The sequence below is a fragment of the Micromonospora sp. NPDC023888 genome (assembly GCF_040639415.1).
Classification (GTDB): Bacteria; Actinomycetota; Actinomycetes; order Mycobacteriales; family Micromonosporaceae; genus Micromonospora.
Genome location: NZ_JBEZZW010000015.1, coordinates 1 through 17,717, shown reverse-complemented (window position 1 = coordinate 17,717; position 17,717 = coordinate 1). Strand labels below are relative to the sequence as shown.

The 17,717-nt window shown below is 71.8% G+C and carries 17 protein-coding genes and 1 pseudogene; 7 read left to right on the top strand and 11 right to left on the bottom strand.

Annotated features, from left to right (window positions below):
- Positions 1-56 precede the first annotated feature (56 nt).
- From AB0F61_RS15755 to AB0F61_RS15745, 3 genes are all read left to right on the top strand, one after another.
- A complete protein-coding gene (locus AB0F61_RS15755; RefSeq protein WP_357809494.1) occupies positions 57-1,265 on the top strand; it encodes an MFS transporter in 1,209 nt (402 codons plus the stop codon).
- Between the two features lie 10 nt (positions 1,266-1,275).
- Positions 1,276-2,220, top strand: a complete 945-nt coding sequence (locus tag AB0F61_RS15750; protein WP_357809491.1) for an RNA polymerase sigma-70 factor — start codon at positions 1,276-1,278, stop codon at positions 2,218-2,220.
- An 82-nt stretch (positions 2,221-2,302) separates the two neighbouring features.
- A complete protein-coding gene (locus tag AB0F61_RS15745) occupies positions 2,303-3,478 on the top strand; it encodes an FAD-dependent oxidoreductase (protein WP_357809488.1) in 1,176 nt (391 codons plus the stop codon).
- 11 nt (positions 3,479-3,489) lie between these two features.
- Here the strand turns inward: AB0F61_RS15745 and AB0F61_RS15740 are convergent, their stop codons facing one another.
- Positions 3,490-4,380 carry an NmrA family NAD(P)-binding protein gene (locus AB0F61_RS15740; RefSeq protein WP_357809485.1) on the bottom strand — a complete coding sequence of 297 codons (891 nt, stop codon included), beginning with the start codon at positions 4,378-4,380 and terminating at the stop codon, positions 3,490-3,492.
- 86 nt (positions 4,381-4,466) lie between these two features.
- Between AB0F61_RS15740 and AB0F61_RS15735 the strand changes: the two genes are divergently transcribed.
- Together AB0F61_RS15735 and AB0F61_RS15730 are read left to right on the top strand one after the other, a co-directional pair.
- Positions 4,467-5,006 (top strand): helix-turn-helix domain-containing protein, encoded by a 540-nt coding sequence (locus AB0F61_RS15735; RefSeq protein ID WP_357809482.1) that lies wholly within the window; start codon positions 4,467-4,469, stop codon positions 5,004-5,006.
- Positions 5,007-5,040: 34 nt separating this feature from the next.
- Positions 5,041-5,532, top strand: a complete 492-nt coding sequence (locus tag AB0F61_RS15730; RefSeq protein WP_357809479.1) for a helix-turn-helix domain-containing protein — start codon at positions 5,041-5,043, stop codon at positions 5,530-5,532.
- A gap of 12 nt (positions 5,533-5,544) precedes the next feature.
- Here the strand turns inward: AB0F61_RS15730 and AB0F61_RS15725 are convergent, their stop codons facing one another.
- Positions 5,545-6,036, bottom strand: a complete 492-nt coding sequence (locus AB0F61_RS15725; protein WP_357809476.1) for a YcxB family protein — start codon at positions 6,034-6,036, stop codon at positions 5,545-5,547.
- Positions 6,037-6,133: 97 nt separating this feature from the next.
- On the opposite strand from AB0F61_RS15725, the gene AB0F61_RS15720 reads away from it, so the two are divergent.
- Positions 6,134-7,516, top strand: a complete 1,383-nt coding sequence (locus AB0F61_RS15720) for a vanadium-dependent haloperoxidase (RefSeq protein WP_357809473.1) — start codon at positions 6,134-6,136, stop codon at positions 7,514-7,516.
- A gap of 121 nt (positions 7,517-7,637) precedes the next feature.
- On the opposite strand, the gene AB0F61_RS15715 is transcribed toward AB0F61_RS15720, so the two are convergent.
- From AB0F61_RS15715 to AB0F61_RS15705, 3 genes are all read right to left on the bottom strand, one after another.
- Positions 7,638-8,564 (bottom strand): AraC family transcriptional regulator, encoded by a 927-nt coding sequence (locus AB0F61_RS15715; protein ID WP_357809470.1) that lies wholly within the window; start codon positions 8,562-8,564, stop codon positions 7,638-7,640.
- Between the two features lie 571 nt (positions 8,565-9,135).
- Positions 9,136-9,540 carry a lasso peptide biosynthesis B2 protein gene (locus AB0F61_RS15710; protein ID WP_357809467.1) on the bottom strand — a complete coding sequence of 135 codons (405 nt, stop codon included), beginning with the start codon at positions 9,538-9,540 and terminating at the stop codon, positions 9,136-9,138.
- Positions 9,537-10,355, bottom strand: a complete 819-nt coding sequence (locus AB0F61_RS15705; protein ID WP_357809464.1) for a hypothetical protein — start codon at positions 10,353-10,355, stop codon at positions 9,537-9,539. The genes AB0F61_RS15710 and AB0F61_RS15705 overlap by 4 nt, the downstream gene beginning before the upstream one ends.
- 332 nt (positions 10,356-10,687) lie before the next feature.
- Here AB0F61_RS15705 and AB0F61_RS15700 point away from each other — a divergent pair, with 332 nt between their 5' ends.
- On the top strand, positions 10,688-11,671 hold the full coding sequence (locus AB0F61_RS15700) for an AraC family transcriptional regulator (protein ID WP_357809461.1): 984 nt from the start codon (positions 10,688-10,690) through the stop codon (positions 11,669-11,671).
- Positions 11,672-11,753: 82 nt separating this feature from the next.
- Here the strand turns inward: AB0F61_RS15700 and AB0F61_RS15695 are convergent, their stop codons facing one another.
- The 6 genes and pseudogenes from AB0F61_RS15695 to AB0F61_RS15670 all read right to left on the bottom strand — a co-directional run.
- Positions 11,754-12,641 (bottom strand): hypothetical protein, encoded by an 888-nt coding sequence (locus AB0F61_RS15695; protein ID WP_357809458.1) that lies wholly within the window; start codon positions 12,639-12,641, stop codon positions 11,754-11,756.
- A gap of 43 nt (positions 12,642-12,684) precedes the next feature.
- Positions 12,685-13,404, bottom strand: a complete 720-nt coding sequence (locus tag AB0F61_RS15690; protein WP_357809455.1) for a hypothetical protein — start codon at positions 13,402-13,404, stop codon at positions 12,685-12,687.
- 92 nt (positions 13,405-13,496) lie between these two features.
- Positions 13,497-16,277, bottom strand: coding sequence for a BTAD domain-containing putative transcriptional regulator (locus AB0F61_RS15685; protein ID WP_357809452.1), 2,781 nt, complete (start codon positions 16,275-16,277; stop codon positions 13,497-13,499).
- A gap of 122 nt (positions 16,278-16,399) precedes the next feature.
- Entirely contained in the window at positions 16,400-16,792 is a 393-nt protein-coding gene (locus AB0F61_RS15680) for a YciI family protein (protein ID WP_357809449.1), read from the bottom strand.
- A 141-nt stretch (positions 16,793-16,933) separates the two neighbouring features.
- A complete protein-coding gene (locus tag AB0F61_RS15675; RefSeq protein ID WP_357809869.1) occupies positions 16,934-17,500 on the bottom strand; it encodes a hypothetical protein in 567 nt (188 codons plus the stop codon).
- 118 nt (positions 17,501-17,618) lie between these two features.
- Positions 17,619-17,717, bottom strand: a pseudogene (locus tag AB0F61_RS15670) (alcohol dehydrogenase catalytic domain-containing protein); the annotation flags it as partial.

Sequence of the window (17,717 nt, the reverse complement as noted above, 5' to 3'; positions counted from 1 at the left end):
GCCGCCAAGCCTCAAGAAAAAGGATATGAGTCATCCCGACTCAACCTGGAGGACTCATGCGGCGCAACGCGGGACTGTTCGTGGCGATCTCGCTGTTGTCCGGCTTCGGCAGCAGCGCCATGTCCCTGGTGGCCGGCATCTGGACCCTGGACCTGACCGGCTCCACCGGCCTCGCGGCCCTCACCGGGCTGTGCGTGTACGCCCCGGTGCTCGCCGGCCCGTGGCTGGGCGGCCTGCTCGACCGGGCACCCCGACGGCCGCTTGTCATTGCGGTCAACCTCGGGTTGGCCGCCGCGTTGCTGACCCTCTTCGCGGTGCGCGGGCCGGGGCAGGCGTGGCTCATCTTCGCCGTTTCGGCCGTCTACGGCGTCAGCTACGTGCTCATCGACGCGGGTGAGACGGCGCTGCTGCCGTCCGCGCTGCCACCTGCGCAACTCGGCGACGTCAACGGGTGGCGCTCAAGCGCACAGGAGGGCACGAAGCTCGTCGCCCCGCTGGCCGGGGCGGGCCTCTACGCCTGGCACGGCGGCCGCGCGGTCGTCGTACTCAGCGCGGCCCTGCCGATCCTGGTCGCCATCCTGTACGCGACGGTGCGCCTCAACCGGACGCCACAGGTCCCGCCGACGCGGCGACACCGGGGCCTGCGCAGCGGACTGTCGGTCCTGTTCGGACAGCGGGCGACCGGCGTGCCGGTCGTGCTCGCCGCCGTGTCGATCGCCATGTCCGGCTTCACGACCGCGGCGATCTACACGATCGTGACCACCGACCTCCGCCTCCCGACGACGTTCCTGGGCGTGCTGACCAGCGCACAGGGCGCCGGTTCGATCATCGGCGGCCTGATCGTCGGCAGGCTCCTGGCCGGCCGCGGCCCGGGTGGCGTCGGCGTCGCCGGGACGCTGCTGTTCGCCGTCGGTTGCCTGGCCCGTGGCCTGCCCTGGTGGCCGGTCACTGTCGCCGGCGCGGTCGTCGCCGGCGTCGGCCTGCCCTGGACCCTGGTCGCGGCCGTGACGGCCGTGCAGACGCACACCCCCTCGGCGCTGCTGGGCCGGGTCTCCGCGACGGCGAACACCGCGATGTTCGGCCCGCTCGTGCTGGCCATACCCCTCGGCTCGGCGGCCGTCCACCTCGGCGCTCGCCCACCGCTCGTCGCCGCTGTCGTGATCTGCCTGACGGCGGTGGCCGCCACGCTCCACCGTCCGCCGGACGCGGACCGGGAGGCCGCGGTTCTCCACGGGCGACGTCGACCAGCCCGCGGGCGTGGTTAACTATCGAGCCATGCCGCTCAGTCCGGACGAGGTCGAGGTCTTCGAACGCGCCAGGGCCCGCCTGGGGGCTATCGCCTATCGCCTGCTGGGCTCGGCGAGTGACGCCGAGGACGCGGTCCAGGACACCTTCCTGCGCTGGCAGGCCGCCGACCGGCAGCGGGTCGAGACGCCCGAGGCCTGGCTGACGAAGGCACTCACGAACGTGTGCCTCAACCAGCTCACCTCGGCGCGGGCCCGACGCGAGACGTACGTGGGCACCTGGCTGCCCGAACCGGTGCTGGCCGGGGATCGGATGCTCGGCCCCCTCGACACCGCCGAGCAGCGCGAGTCGGTCTCGATGGCGGTGCTCACCCTGCTGGAGCGACTGTCGGCCAGGGAGCGCGCGGTGTACGTGCTCCGCGAAGCCTTCGGCTACTCGCACGGCGAGATCGCCGACATCCTCGGCGTCAGCGAGTCGAACTGCCAGCAGATCTACCGGCGGGCCAAGCAACACGTCGCCGGTGATCGAGCCCGCGCGGAGGTCGACGGGGCCACCGCGCGCAGGATCGTCGAGGAGTTCCTCGCCGCGGCCGCGAACGGCGAGACGCAGCGGCTGGTCACGCTCCTCACCGACGACGCGACGAGCATCGGCGACGGCGGCGGCAAGGTCCCGGCCCGGACCAGACCCGTCGTCGGCGCCCTGGCGGTGGCGAAGTTCCTGCGTGGCCTGTTCGCGCCCAGCACCGCCAAGCGGGACATCGTGGGCGGCAGCCTCGCCCTCTACGCCGACGTCGCCAACGGTGGTCCGGCGCTGGTGGTCGTCGTCGACGAACAGGTCGTCGGGGTCATGTCGCTGAAGGTGACGTCCGACGGTGTCGCGGCCCTGCACACCCAGGTCAACCCCGACAAGCTCGTACGCGCCACCCGCCACTGGTCCGCATCCGCGCACGGGGAGCCCCTGCTGCGCGTCTGGTGACCCAGCTCTCAGCCGACTCCTGTCAGGAATCGGGTCGCTGTCCGGTTCAGGAAGCGACCCTCACCGAGACAGGAGTGACACCATGAAGCACCGGATCGTCGTCCTCGGGGCCGGATACGCCGGAGCCATCGCCGCCGGGCGTCTCGCCAGGCGGTTGCACCCCGACGACACGCAGATCACCATCGTCAACGCCGACGCCGACTTCGTCGAGCGGGTCCGGATGCACCAACTCGCCACCGGGCAGCAGCTCAGGCGTCGACCGCTCAGCGACGTCTACGCGGGCACCGGAGTCGAGGTCCGAGTGGCCCGGGTCACCGGCGTCGACGTCGACCGCCGGACCGTCGCGCTCGGCGCCGACGAGATCGCGTACGACACGCTCGTCTACGCCCTCGGCAGCGCCAGCGCGGACCACGGCGTCCCCGGCGTCGCCGAGCACGCGTACGACATCGCCGGCAGTCCGTCGGCGTCGCGGTTGCGCGACCGGCTGGCCCAGCTCACGGCCGGCGCGACGGTGCTCGTCGTCGGCGGCGGCCTCACCGGTCTCGAAGCGGTCACCGAGATCGCCGAGGCCCGCCCTGACCTCGACGTCGCGCTCGCCGCCCGGGGCGCTCTCGGTGACTGGCTCACCGGGAAGGCGCAGCAGCACCTGCGCGAGGTATGCGCCCGGCTCGGCATCACCGTCCACGAGCACACCGCCGTCGCCCGGGTCGACGCCACCGGCGCGGTCACCGGCGACGGTCAGGTGATCCCGGCCCAGGTGACCGTGTGGACGGGCGGCTTCGCCGTCCACCCCGTCGCCGCCGCCACGACCCTGACGGTCGCGGACACCGGGCAGATCGTCGTCGACGCCACGATGCGTTCGGTCTCCCACCCCGACGTGTACGCCGTCGGCGACGCCGCGCTCGCGCAAGGACCGGGCGGGAAACCGCTGCGGATGTCCTGCGCCTCGGGAACCCCGATGGCCTGGCAGGCCGCCGACGCCATCGCCGCGCGCCTGACCGGCCGGACGAAGATCCCGAAGGCCCCGCTGCGGTACTTCAACCAGTGCATCAGCCTCGGTCGCCGCGACGGCCTCATCCAGTACGTGACCGCCGACGACCGGGCCAGGCCCGCCCTGCTCAAGGGCTCGCTGGCGGCCCGCTACAAGGAGGTCGTCTGCGCGGGCGCGGCCTGGAGCATCGCCCACCCGATCCCGTACCCGGTGCGCCGCCGCCGCATCGTCACGACCCGGACGGAGACCCTCGCGACGATGTCGTGACCGGGTGACTGTCAGGAGAACGTGCGCCGGGCCCAGGTGCGGAAATCGGTGGTGGGCAGGCCGAGCGCCCGGGCGATCTCCGGGCGGGCGGGGCTACCGTTCTCGTTGATCCGCTCGACCGCGTTGACCATGGCCGGGAGCAGGCCGCGCTCGACCGCCTGTTGCGGGGTGAGCACGGGCGCGGCGATCGTCCGACCGGTGACCTCGCTGAGGATCGCCGCGACCTCGGTCATGGTGAGCAGGTCGCCGGCGAGTTCGACGTCCAGGCCGTCGAACTTTCCCGGGTTCGTGAACGCGGTCGCCGCGGCTTCGCCGATGTCGTCGACGGCGATCCACGGAAGCCGTGCGTCCGCGGCGAACCCGGTGATGATCGTGCCGCTGGACCAGTCGCCGAAGAGGTAGGACCAGCCGAGGAGGTTCTCCATGAAGGTCGAGGGCAGGAGCACGGTCCAGTGCGCGAAGCCGCTGGTACGCACCAGCTCGTCGATGGCCGCCTTGCTCTCCCAGTAGTGTCTGTCCCAGCGACCCTCGGCCCAGCCGGGCTGGTTGCGGTGGAAGTCGCCGGCACCGGAGACGCTGCTGTGCACGACGTGCGACACGGCGGCCCGCCGCGCGGCCTCGACGACGTTGCGACCGCGGGTCAACTCGGCGTCGCCCTGCATGTTCGCCACGTCGGGGTACGGGATCGAGAAGACACCGTCCATTCCCTCGGCCGCGGCGAGCAGCGACGCCGCGTCGTCCAGGTCGCCCCTGACCAGTTCGGCACCCTGCTTCAGTAGAGCCTGGGCGCTGTCGGCGCCGGGGTCGCGGACCAGCGCGCGGACCGCGACGCCACGGTCGAGCAGCGCTCGGGCCGTCGCCCCGCCCTGTTTGCCTGTCGCGCCGATGACAAGGACAGTCATGATTCCCTTCCCAGAAAAGTGGGGCCTCCCCCCACTTCTCGTCGGCTACGATATGGGGGACCACCCCACTTTGGCAATGGCGGGCCATGCGAGCGGACGCACAACGCAACTACGACCTCATCGTCACGGCGGCCGCCGAGGCGATCGCCCGCGACGGCGCGTACGCGTCGCTGGAGGAGATCGCCCGCACCGCCGGGGTGGGTTCGGCGACCCTGCATCGACACTTCCCGTCCCGCTGGTCCCTGCTCCAAGCCGTGTTCCGCACCTGCGTCGGCAACCTGTCCGCCCGCGCCGACGACCTGCTGGCCGAGCCGGACGCGCTCGCCGCGTTCACCACCTGGTTGCAGGAGGTCACCGCGTACGCCACGACAACCCGCGGCCTGGCGGTGACGCTGCTGAACGCGCCACCCGAGGAGAACGGGACCTGTGGCGCGATGCTCACCGCAGCGGGCGAGAAGCTGCTGCGTCGGGCCGCGGACCAGGGTTCCGTACGCTCGGATGTCGCGATGGCGGACCTGGTGACCCTCGTCAACGCGATCTCGCTAGCCGCACAGCCGGCCGACGCGACCAAGGCGGAGCGGCTCCTCACCCTCGCCCTGGCGGGAATTCAGCCACCCGGGCGGTGACCGGTGCGGCGGGCGCGTGCCAGCGAGGTCGCTCATGGGGCTACCTCCCCTACGCGAGCCAGGTGGGAGCCGGTCGCGCGTATTCGATGGTGGCCGCGACGCGGTCGGCGGTGGCCGCGCCGAGCTCTCGTTCGGTGATCCACAGGGCCAGATCCAGCCCCGCCGCGAGCGCACCCGCGGTGATGCGGTCACCGTCGGCGGGGAGGACGCCGAGATGGCCGCCGTCACCACCTGGGCGACCGCCAACCTGCACCTGCCGATCACCGTCGCGGACCTTGCCCGGCAGGGCCTTCAGTCCACCCGCACACTGCACCGCAACTTCCGACACCGGTTCGGGCTGAGCCCACAGGCGTGGCTGACCGAGCAACGACTGCGCGCGGCCTGCGGGCTGCTCGAAGGCGACGACATCACGATCGACGAGGTCGCCAGACGGACCGGGCTGGGCACGGCCACCAACCTACGAGCCCATTTCCGCCGCGCGTTCGCCACCACCCCCACCGCCTACCGTCGCGCCTTCACCCCCTGAGGCGCCCGCGAGTCACTGGACCAGGCCACGTTCGACCAGATAGGCACGCAGCGTCTCGGCGTCCTCGTCGGACATCAGGAGGCGCGGGATGACCGTCGCCGGCATCCGCCCGACGTACACGATCCAGAACTCCGGGGTGTCCTTCACCTGGGCGACCCCGTCCCAGGCGATGCCGCTTGACTGCGAGCCACTGCGCATCATGATGTTGTCGTCGGTGATGTCGTACGCGCCCTCGACCGCGTAGCCGCTGGAGCGGCGCCGGGCGCGCCACCGCACCCACGGCGAGTACAGCATCGACAGCAGACCGGCCACGACCATGGCCGTGCACAGCGGCGAGATCTGCTCGGCCCGGGCGGACCCGCGCGAGACGGCGAGACCGATCGCTCCCACCACCACCAGCACTGCGCCGATGTAGCCGTACCTGCGCAGGCGGACACGGCTGAGCGCGGCGGCCACCCGGCCCGGGTAGGCGGGATCGGGGGGGACGTCGACATGGATGTGCACGCCAGAACGATAGTGCCCGGCGTTCGTCGATCTCGGGTTGGCCGCGCCCGCAGGGCGATCTCGTCACACGCATCGAGGCGCGACGATGCTACCTTCGATGCCACCGATTCCCGATCGCGCGCCGGGTGCTGTCGACGGCACGCCTCGCCGACCCACCGACGGGGAGACCATGACGAGCCGCAGCCCCGCAAGCCGGACGATCCGGTCACGCGTCATTCCCGCAGCCATCGCGCTCGGCTCGCTTGTCGCCGCCACGATGGCCGCACCAGCGTCGGCCTCCGCGGCCGCGATCGCCCGCAGCAGCCCGGCCAACCCGGTGGTCACCTGGGACCTCAACGCCCAGACGGCGATCTGGGACGTGGCGGCTCAGCAGCCGAACGAGCAGGTGCGCAGCTTCGCGATGGTGAGCGGAGCCGTCTACGACGCGCTCAACGCGATCGGCGGCACCCCGTACCAGCCGTATCTCGTCGCACCGCCGTCAAGCGGGACGGAGTCGGCCGACGCCGCCGTCGCCACGGCCGCCCACGACGTACTCGCGGCCCTCTTCCCCGCCCAGCATGAGCGACTTCGGGCCCAGTACGACGAGGCCATCGCCGCGGTACCCGCCGGGCGGTCGAAGCAGGGCGGTGTGGCGGTAGGGGCGCGAGCGGCGGCCGCGATGGTCGCCGCCAGGCAGGGCGACGGCGCGTTCGGGGATCAGCAGTGGCGCACCGGGACCGAGCCCGGCCAGTGGCGACCCACGCCGCCGCTGTTCCTGTCGCAGGGCGCCTGGACCGGGCACATGCGACCGTTCCTCCTCCCCCGCGCGTCGACGTTCCGCGCCCCGGCGCCGCCCCGCCTGAGCAGCAGCGCCTACGCCCGCGACCTCAACGAGGTGCGGGCGGTCGGCGGTGCGACGAGCACGGTGCGCACCCAGGACCAGACCGAGGCCGCGATCTGGTGGCACGACAGGCGGTCCGCCTCCTGGGAGATCAAGCGGCAACTCGCCACCACCCACAAGCTGGACGCCCTGCACACCGCGCGCTTCTTCGCGATGACCGACCTCATCGTGGCCGACTCCGGGGTGGCGTGCTTCAGCCAGAAGGACTTCTGGAGCTACTGGCGTCCGGTCACCGCGATCCACCTGGCCGACATCGACGGCAACCCGAGGACGTCCGCCGACCCGGGCTGGCAGTCGTTGCTCGGCACGCCCCCCTTCCCGGAGTACCCTTCCGGCCACGCCTGCGGCACCGGCGCGCGGATGTCGCTGTACCGGTACTTCTTCGGCCGCGACGACGTCGCGTTCAGCGGATCCAGCGTCGACTCCGGCACGACCCGGCATTTCACCAGCTTCTCGCAGGCGCTCGACGAGCTGATCGGCGCGCGCGTCTGGGGTGGCGTCCACTTCCGCACCGCCGACGTCGAGGGTGCGAAACTCGGTGCGGAGGTCTACCGCTACGCGGTCGGACACTACTTCCGTCCGCTGCGGCAGCGGCCTTGAGCGTGGCGACGCCGTCCACGGGGCGCGCGGATCGTGCGGCCGGCACCCCCACGACGGGCCGGCGGGTCGCGGGCCACCCCGGCCGGCTCGGCGTCCTGGTCCGGGCATTGGCCGGCGGTCGTCACCGGCCCGGCTTCGTCGGCACCGAGGCTCCCGTCGCGCGCAGGGTGTCGTAGGGGTGGCAGCCGTACGTCTCGCGGTACGCCTGGGCGAAGCGCCCGGGATGGGTCCAGCCCCAGCGCCGGGCCGTCTCGGCCACGGTCTGCCCCGGCTTGGCGTGTTGCAGGTCCCAGTGCGCCTGGCGTAATCGGACGGCACGCAGGAACGCCATCGGGGTCTGCCCGTGGTAACGCTGGAACGCCACCTGTAACGCGCGTTGGCTGACCTCGCAGGCTTCGGCTATCCGCCCCACGGTCAACGGCGACGCGGCGTGGGCCTCGATGAACTCGGCGGCCCGGCGCACGATCGCGCGGCCGACACCTGCCTGTCCGGGCAGGTAGTTGATGGTCATTGTGGTGTTCGGGAACACCGCGACGGCGGTGGTCGCCACCAGGTCCACCAGGCCGGCGCGGGCCAGTGGATTGGCGACGACAGCGTTGACGGCGAGTTGTCGCCGGGCGAACGCCGTCACCGACTGCCAGAGCAGGGCCATCGCCGGGGAGAGGGGCGCCATCGTGGTGAACCGGAAGTTCGCGATGGGCAGGCCGGTGCGGACGGAGGCGGCCGCCGCGACCCGTTGCATCGGCAGCCCGACGGAGACGGCCGCCAGATCGTCGATGAGGTGGACCGCACCCACGTGCGGGTATCGACCGGTCGTGCCGGGGCCGAGGCGCAACTCCTCGTCGTCGGTACGGACGGCATACCGGCCGTGCGTCACCGTCACCGCTGTGAAGTCGCGATAGGGCAACGCTTCGCTGCGGTTGCGCATCGTGTATCGGGACTCACCGATTTCCAGGTCGTCGACGCGCAGCGTCGCCTGCCGATAGCGGAATCGAGCGGGTGGACCGGAGATCCGTACGCGGTGTTCTCCGTACTTGAGTGCGATCACGTGGTGCGCTTCTTCTGGGTCGTCAGTCTCGACGACGTCTCGGGTGACAGGCTCGGGCCCGTCAAGATTCCCCGTCCACGGCATGGGCCGTCACCTCCGTCGGCCGTCAATCCGTCCCGATCTGTTTGAACGCGCCAGTCGGCGGTTCGGAACGGCCTCTCGGGGACTTGCGGACCACGGCGACGGCATCCATCGAGCCTGCGAGACGCCGAGCCGATGAGCCGATCCGGTTCCCGTATCTGCCTGTCCACTTCACGAACGACAGGTCGCGTGATGGTTCGTTGCCACGCAACAATCGAGTTCGGCGCTGTGCGTCCCCGGGCTGGACCGAGGCGGTCTCGGGAGTGAGCAGCATGACTGCGTCAATGTGGTTACGCGGTTCTCCGGGGCGGAATTGTCAGGTTGCCGACTTTTCAGTCGGCAACGTCTGTTCACTGCTCTTCAGCACGACCCTCTGCTGTCCGAGCCACTCACCCTGGATCGGCCGGTCGACCGGGGTCCGCGACGAAGCGGCCCCGGTCGGCCGGTCCCGCCTGTCGTTCCTACCGGGCTGGTGTGGGCGGCGCGACGGTCAGCGCAGCCAGGCCGGCGGCACCGGGTGCCGCAGAATCTCGGCCAGCCCGTGCCGGTGCGGGTCGGGGTCGCCGTCGAGCCAGGCGTGGGCGTGGAAACCGGCGGCCGGCGCGCTGACCCCGATCACCACGGTCCGCGGCACCCCGCGCTCGGCGAACCAGCGCTGCCGCACCAGTGCGCTCTCCAGACAGTTGCCACCGCTGCGGCGCAGCGCCCCCCGAACCACCGTGTCGGTACCACCCGACGGAGGCGCGGTGAGGCGTACCGCGCCAAGCCCGCCTCGGGCGAGCTGGCGACGTACCCGCCGACAGGCCAGCATCGTCCACGCCACCACTGCCACACCACGTGGTCCGTGGCCGCGGATCAGCCGGGCCAGCGCATCGAGGGCGGGGCCGGCCGTCACGGCAGCGACCCGGTGAGCGTGTTGTCGAGGAGTCGGTGGGTGGCATCGAGGGCCGCCCAGTCACGGGGGCGGGTCAGGTCGAAACCGGGCCGGGCGGCCAGCGCGAGCAGCGCGCTCGGGTCGGAGGGCAACTCGGGCAGGGAGCGACGGGCGACGAGGCGGGCCAGCAACTCGGCCGGGCCGACCGGGGTCACCGCGGGCCGGTCACCCCAGTGCAGGAAGATCCAACCGCCGATGGGTAGCCCGGGCGTGACGGCGGGCAGGGTGACCCGAAGCCGGCTGTCGTCGCGGACGACTCGGGTGGACAACCCGAAGCCGGGGATGGGCTCTCGTAGGTCGACGCAGCGTGGGCCGGCGAGCACGTCGCCGCCGGCACAGACCACGATGTCGTCGGCCAGCACCGGCACGTCCCGGGCGGCGAGCGCCGCGAGCAGCGTGCTCTTGCCGGCGGTACGGCCACCGAGCACCACCCAGGCCCGTCCGGCGTGGACGAACGCGCCGGCGTGGAAGGTCTCCCGTTCGGCCCATCGGTTGACCACCACGGCCACCGGGGCGAGGTACGGGTGGGCGAGCAGGTCCGCGGCGAGCGGCGGCCCGTAGAAGGTGGCGCTGCCGCTGGCCCGGCTCAGTTCGAGGGTGCGGCCGTCGGCGAGTATCCGGACCATTCGGTCGGCGTCCAACGGCGCGGGCGGCGGCGGGGCGGCGTGCCGCTGCCGTACGGTCACCGGTCGGCTTCCCACGGGTGGGCACGTCCCGCCGTCCAGTTCGACGACCTCGTCGAGGCCCTCGATGTGCAGCCCGTAGGCGGTTCTCATGGGTGCGTCTCCGGGACGATCGGCGCCGTCCGCCCGGCGGGTGCCTGTGGTACGGACTCGTCAACAGCGGAAACCCGCTCTCTCGGAACTACCACGTCCTGCCCGCCGCGGCCGCGTTCACTGGTTCTGGTCGGCGTTATCCGGCCCGTCTCGCGCGGATTGTGGACAGCACGGCTCCCGCCATCGGCGTGGCGGCTGCGGTCCTGCCCATGTCGACGGAGGCTCGACGTCGTTGAGAACAGTGGAGCCTTCACATTTCACGCGCTCCGCCCACCGTGCGTCGCCAAGCAGACGCGTCTGACGGCCCCTCCGCTTGGCAACGAGGAGCCAAGATGCACCAGGGCGCTGAGGCGGCAGGTCCGCCCATCTGGCGCAGGTACGAGACCCGCGAGGTCTCGGAGGCGCAGGACGTGATCAACCAGTCATGCTCGGGGATCGAGTTTCGGCCGCGCGGCGTCGTCGGACAGTCCACGTACCGGGAGGAGTCCGTCGGTGCCGGGCCCATCCTGGTCAGCCGGGTGCAGTGCGGCGCGGCCGTCGAAGTCCACCTTGAGCCGCTTACCGACCTGATGTTTCTCGCCGTGCTGAGTGGGCAGGTCGAGACGCGGGACGGCCGGGACGGGGCGCGGACAGGTCCCGACGAGGCGCTCCTGCACCCGACCGGCCGCCCACTCACCAACATCTGCCAGCAATTCGATCTCTACTGCGTCAATCTGGACCGGCGCGTCGTCACGGAGGCCGCCACCGAGCGGACGGGCATCGATCCGGCCGACTTTCGCTTCGAGGCGATGACGCCGATCTCCAGGGAGATGGGCCACTTCTGGCACAGCACCACGATCCATCTCTACCACCTCTTCAACGGGCCGCCGGAGCCGCTCCGAAGCCCGCTCGTGGTCGGCGCCGCCATCGACCTGGTCGCCTCGGCCGCGCTCGCCGCCTTTCCGAACTCGGCGATGACGCTGTCGCACCGGGTGGAGGCCGTCCCGTTACCCGCCGGCCCGGTCCGCCGTGCCGTGTCGTTCATCGAGACGCACTCAGCCGAGGCGATCACCGTCACCCACATCGCCGAGGCCGCCCGCGTCACGCCCCGCGCCCTCCAGGCGGCGTTTCGCCGCCGGTTGGGCACCACTCCGATGGCGTACCTGCGGCGGGCGCGGCTGGACCGGGCCCACCAGGACCTGCTCGGGGCCGATCCGACCCGGGGGGCCACCGTGGCCGAGATCGCGCACCGCTGGGGCTACCCGCACACGGGCCGGTTCGCGGCCGACTACCGAGCGGTGCACGGCCAGTCGCCCAGCGACACCCTGCACACCTGATCCCCCCGCGACGGCCACCGTCCGACCCTGGCGTACCAGGCCCGGACGGCGACCGAGAGCTGGCTCATCGGTGGCCTACCCGTTAGAACCCGCCCCACTGGTAGGCCTCGCACTTCCAGGTCTTGCCGGCGTTGTGGGTGACGCAGACGAAGACGACCTTCCCGAGGAGGGGAAGCCCGACGGTGACGATGTGGATCGTCGTCTTCTTCCCGTACGGGACGCCTGACTTCTCGGCGACGTCGGCCAACGCCCACCCGGGGTCCGGTGCGTCGACTGTCGCCACCCGGGGCAGCGATTCGACGTCCTTGCCGCCGACGAGCATCTCGATCTCCTCCGCCGAGGGCTCGACGTCGCCGACCAGGGTGTCCACGGTGTACGGCCCGTCGGCGGTGACGCCGTTCGCCTTCTCGAAGGCCGCCTTCGTCCCACCCAACGTGGTGTCGCCGGCGAAGTCGAGGGTGAGGATCTGGTCGCTGCCCCGGCGCGACAGGAGGCACTCCCAGATGGTCTTGCCCGAGGCGACGCACATGGTCAGGCACCACTCCCGCCCGCCGGGCGTGGACGAGGCGAACAGCAGGGAGGTCGCTGTCCCACCGTCACCCCTGCCGTCGTACGCGCCGTCGGCGAGGTCGGCCATTGTCGTGCCCAGGAGGTCCCGGCTGCCCGGCATCGTGCCCACGACCTTGACGCCGTCCACCTGCTCGCCGGCCACGAGCGCCGCGAGTTGGTCGGCGGTGAGTTCGCGGCCTCCGGAGTCGACGGCCAGCACCCGGTCCAGATCGCCGACGGGCCGGCCGGTCAGGTCCTCGAAGCGTTGGAGCATCGTCCCCGGAGCACCGGGGTGGTCGGTGACCGTCGTCCGGGCCTCGTCGGCGGCGGCCTGCGACGGAGCGTACGAAGCGGTCAGCCCGACGATCAGGGCCGTCGTCATGATGGTGACGCGTCTGGTGATGTCCCGCAGAGCTGTCATGGTGTCCTCGTCTCGGTGATCGGTGCCGGCGGGGTCGGTCGGGCTACCAGCGACACGTGACCACGTCGCCGACGGTGTTCGGGGATCCCCAGTCGCAGTGGTCGTCGATCCACTCGCCGATGTCGCCGATCGTGTCCACGATCCAGGCGAAGACCGACTTGATCGCGCCCCAGAGGCTGAAGTAGACGACCGTCGTCTCCGGGGTGCCGCCGGCCTCGTCGATGACGTCAGTCGTCGACATGGCGGCGTTCGGCTTCTCGATGATGTCCAGCACCCGTACGCCTGTGGTGTCCTTGCCGGCAAACAGTGCCTCGATCTGCTCCGGGGTCCGCTCCCTGCCGTCGTCGACCGCCACTATCGCGCGGTCGATCAGCACCTCCCGGCTGCCGCTGACGGCTCGGGCGATGCCGGCGATCTCGCCCACCGTGAGGTCGTTGCCGAGTGCGGGGCCGGTGAACCGCCGGACCGAGACGGCACCGGCCGGGTCGATCTGGATCTCGTCGGCCGTGATCATGTCGTCCGCTCCGAACGGGTCCCAGGCGAACGTCCACTGCCCGCCGACGCACCGGAACTGGCCGTACTCCCGGCCCTCGGGCTCGGTCTCGGTCCGGACGATCCCGCCGCGGTCGTCGACGTGCTGGACCACACAGTCGGTACCCTTCGTCGGCGGCTTGTCGGTCTGGGCCACGGCTGCGGTGGACATGGCCAGCACCGTCGCGCTGACCACCCCGATCACCGCGAGGCGGCGTGCCAAGCGACTCATCGAACGCTCCATTCCTCGTGACAGAAGCTGGTGTCCGAAGAGTGCCGGGCCGCGCTGAAGCGGCGCGGAAACGGCGCGGAAAGCGCGGTACGTCAGGCGAGTCGACTGGCGTCGAGCTGCGCGAGGTCGGCGCGGATCGAGTCGGCGTCGGCATCGCCGAGCTCGTCGAGGATGGTCAGGGCCCGACGCCACGCGGCACGGGTGGCGTCGAGGTCGGCGAGGGCCCGGTGGCTGCCACCAAGGTTGACGTAGGTGCTCGCCTCGGCGTACCGGTCGTTGACCTGGGTGAAGAGGTCGAGCGCGTGCTCGTAGCAGGCGATCGCGCGCCTGTCGTCTCCGAGCTGGTGATGGGCGTGGCCGAGGCTGTCCCACGTGTCGGCCTGTCCCTGGACGTCGCCCACCTCCTGCAACATGCGCAGCGCCTCGCCGCACGACCGGAGGGCACTGTGGTAGTCGCCGAGCAGCCCTTCCTGCCACCCGACCGCGTTGAGGGTGTAGCCCTGCCCGGCCTGGTTTCCGGCCCGCCGGAACAGGGTCAGCGCCCGCCGGGAATGGTGGAGCGCCTCGTGGCGCTGCCCCCGCCGCTCGGCCAACTGGCCCAGGTTCAGGCAGGTGTGTGCCCGCCCGGCGTCGTCGCCGACCTCGGTGAACCTGTCGAACGCGCGCCGCAGGTGGTCGTCGGCCTCGTCGTAGCGGCGCAGTCGCGAGCAGGCGAGACCGAGGCTGCGGTGTGCCTGCCCCTGCCCGCTCTGGTCCCCGATCCGGGAAGCGGCGGCGAGGGCGATGCGTTGCGTGCCGAGCCAGTCCTGCCAGTGCCCCTGCCGGTGCAGGAAGCCGGCCAGGGTCCAGGCGAGCCGCCAGGCGTGTCCTTCGAACCCGAGCCGCGCCGCGAGCGGTACCGCAGCGAGCAGGACGGGGAGTTCGGCGGTGAACCAGGCCGTGGCGGCCGACCTGCTCCGGGGGTTTTCCGGTGTCACGCCCACACCCGCCGGCGGGAGGCTGATCTCGCTGAAGTGCGGGTGCAGGACGAGGTCGGCGGCGTGTGCGGTGTGCAGGCAGTGGTCGAGCAGCCGGTGGACGGCGGCCCGGCGGTCGGCCGGTGGTTCGGCCTCGTCGGCGAGGCTCGCGGCGTACGCGCGCAGCAGGTCGTGGAACGCGTAGCGCCCGTACGTGTGCTCGGTGAGCAGGTTCGCCCGGGTCAACTCGGTGAGCAGCGGACCTGTCGCCTGGGGGATGCTGCCGGCCAGGCTGGCCACGGCCGGGGCGGAGACGTCCGGGCCGGGATGCAGGCTCAGCAGCCGGAACAGCCGGATCGCGGCCGGGCTGAGGGTCCGGCACGACCAGGAGAAGACCGCCCGTACGTCGGTGGCCTCGTCACCGCCGTGGAAGGCGTCCAGATCGTCCAGCTCGTCGGCGATCACACCGAGCGGGAAGTGCCGGTTGGTGGCGGCCCTGGCCGCGACGATGGCCAGGGCGATGGGCAGCCGCGCGCACCGGTCGGCGATGTGGTCGGCCGCTGCGGGTTCGGCGGCGACCTGGCGCTCTCCGAGCCGGCGGACCAGCATGTCGCGGGCTTCGCCGGGGCTGAGCAGGTCGAGGAGTACCGGTTGGGCGCTCTCGGTGACGACGAGCGGGTTGAGTTGGTCGCGGCTGGTGACGATCGTGAGGCAGTCGGGTGAGCCGGGCAGCAGTGGCCGGACCTGTTCCGCGTCCCGCGCGTTGTCCAGCACCACCAGCAGCCGTCGGCCGGCCACCGTCGTGCGGTACAGGCTCACCATCAGCTCGGGGTCGCTCGGCATCCGTGCCGCCGGAACGCCGAGCGCCTCCAGGAACCCGTGCAGCGCTCGCGCCGGTTCGGTAGGTGCGGCCCCCGGGTCGAAACCGCGCAGGTTGACGTAGAGCTGCCCGTCGGGGAAGCGCTCGGCCGCCCGGTGCGCCCAGTGCACGGCAAGCGCCGTCTTGCCGACGCCCGCGGTCCCGGACACCACCACGGCGCCGCCCCGATCGACGAGCGCGTCGAGGGCGGCCAGCTCCGCCTCACGCCCGACGAACGTCGGTACGGCCGGAGGCAGTTGCGCCGCCACCGACGCCGGAGCCGGTGTGGCCGGGTCGGGTGCGGCGATCGCGCTGTCCTGGCGCAGGATGGCGCACTCCAGATCCCGGAGCCGCGGACTCGGGTCGATGCCGAGGTGCTCCCGGAGGGTGTCGCGCAGCCGCCGGTACGTGGCTACCGCCTCGCCCTGTCGGCCGTCGCGGTACAGGGCGAGCATCAACTGCCCGTGCAGGTGCTCGTCGAAGGGGTGCTGCCGGACGAGCCGTTCCAACCCGGGGACGAGCCGGGCGTGCTCGCCGACGGACAGCCGGGCCTCGGCGAGCGCCCGTTCGGCCTCCAGCCGGAGGCGGGCCAGGTGTTCGGCCTGCTCCGCAAGCCAGGCGGACCCGGCCACGTCGGCCAGCGGCGGGCCACGCCACAGCGCCACAGCGGCCGTCAGGTGGGTCACCTGCTCGGCGCGGTCCGACGACCGCCGGGCCAGTTCGAGGAGGCGCTCGGCGGCCTGGACGTCCGTGGACTCCGGCCCGGTGTCGAGCACGTAACCGGGCGGGCGCGCCACTATCGATCCGGGCTCGCCGAGCACTCCGCGCAGGTAGGAGACGTGGCGCTGAAGCGTGTTCGCCGCGGTGGCCGGTAGGTGCTCGCCCCACACCACGTCGATGAGCCGGTCGACGCTCACCACCCGACCCGCGTGCAGCGCCAACGTCGCCAGTATCGCCTTGCGGCGCATGCCGTTCACCGCCTGCGGACTGCCGGCGACGACCACCTCCACCGGCCCGAGCAGCCTGACCCGCACGCCCGTGCCAGCCGTCGAGATCACCGAATCAGGCTAGTTCCGCAGCCCGGTGACCTCGCGTTGTTCGTCGCGGACTGGACACGATCAACGGCTGAGCCCCGCCGTCAGCCGGTGTACTTGACAGCGACTCGCGTCGAGCAGGTGACCTACCGCGGGGGCGCGGACATCGAGGGCGACCCGGCCCGGCGGAGTATCGCCTCTGTCTCGGGGTCGGGCATGAGCTCGCGGACCTCCTGGGCGCAGCGGCAACCCGCGGCGATCCTGGCGGCCCACACCTGCGCCTCCTCGCGGGTGTCCACGTCGACGACCACGAACCCGCCGACGACCTCCTTGGTCTCCGGGTACGGGCCGTCGGTGACCGTCCCGTCGGTGGACACGATTGTCGCGCGCTGCCTCTCCAGTCCGGCGCCGAACACCCACACGCCCGCGTTCACGGCCTCCTCGACCACCGCGTGCGACGCCTTGCCCACGTCGGGCATGTCCTCGCGGGGTATGTGGTCCATCGCGCCGTCATTGAACGAGATCAGGTACCGCGGCATGCCAAGACTCCCTCGTCCCGGCGGCCTCCTCCGACCGCCTCCTGCCTCTACTACGAACGACGCGTCTCGGATTCGACGCGATGCCTGAAGAGTTTCACGGGATCTCGGCGGCTCATTCCGTCTGCGCCGCGCAGCGCTGCGCTACCTGCTCCTCAGCTTGAGGATCACACCCTGGTCGGCGCATGCCGTCTGGAGACCCGTCGTCGCGGTTTCCACCGGACCGAGGAACGCGATCGCACCCATCTCCTGCCCATCCGGTAGCTGCGAGATCTGCCAGGCGAGGTCCACAAGCGCGGTCCCGTGCTCGCGAATGTCCTCGTGCCGGGAGTCCTCGAACAGCTTCCGCGTCTTCCGGTACTCCGCTTCGGTGAGCTCGTCCTCGCCGGTGCCCTTGGAGGTGCCGTCCGGGTCCCGGCCCTCGGCCATCGCCTTGCACGCGGCCACCCCGGAGTCCTCCTTGATGAACCCCTCGTACACGGTGAACCCGGTGGCCAGGAGCATCAGGAGGACGACGAAGGCGACGGCGGCGAACAGCAGCGGCTTACGGCTTGACGTGCCTGCCGGCGGCGGCGGTGGCAGGTGGCCGGGTTGATCCGACCCGAGGTCCTGCTGCCCGATCGGGTGGGGTTGGTACTGCTGCGGCGGGTACACCGGGCCGCCCGGCTGGTAGGGCGACTGCGGCTGCTGGGCCGGGTACGGGTCGGTCAAGGTGTGCTCCCCACGTGATCTCGGTCGCCGGGATCCAGAGACGACCATGCGCCCGGCACCCTTCGTGCACCCTAGGGTCTGTTTCATAAGGGCGGTCGAGCCGAGGCGGAGCCCGGGCGGCGCGCCAGTTGAGGACCACGAAATCACCCGGGGCGACGTCGGTGACGCCCTCGCCCACCTGCTCGACGATGCCCGCCGCCTCGTGGCCGAGCAGGAA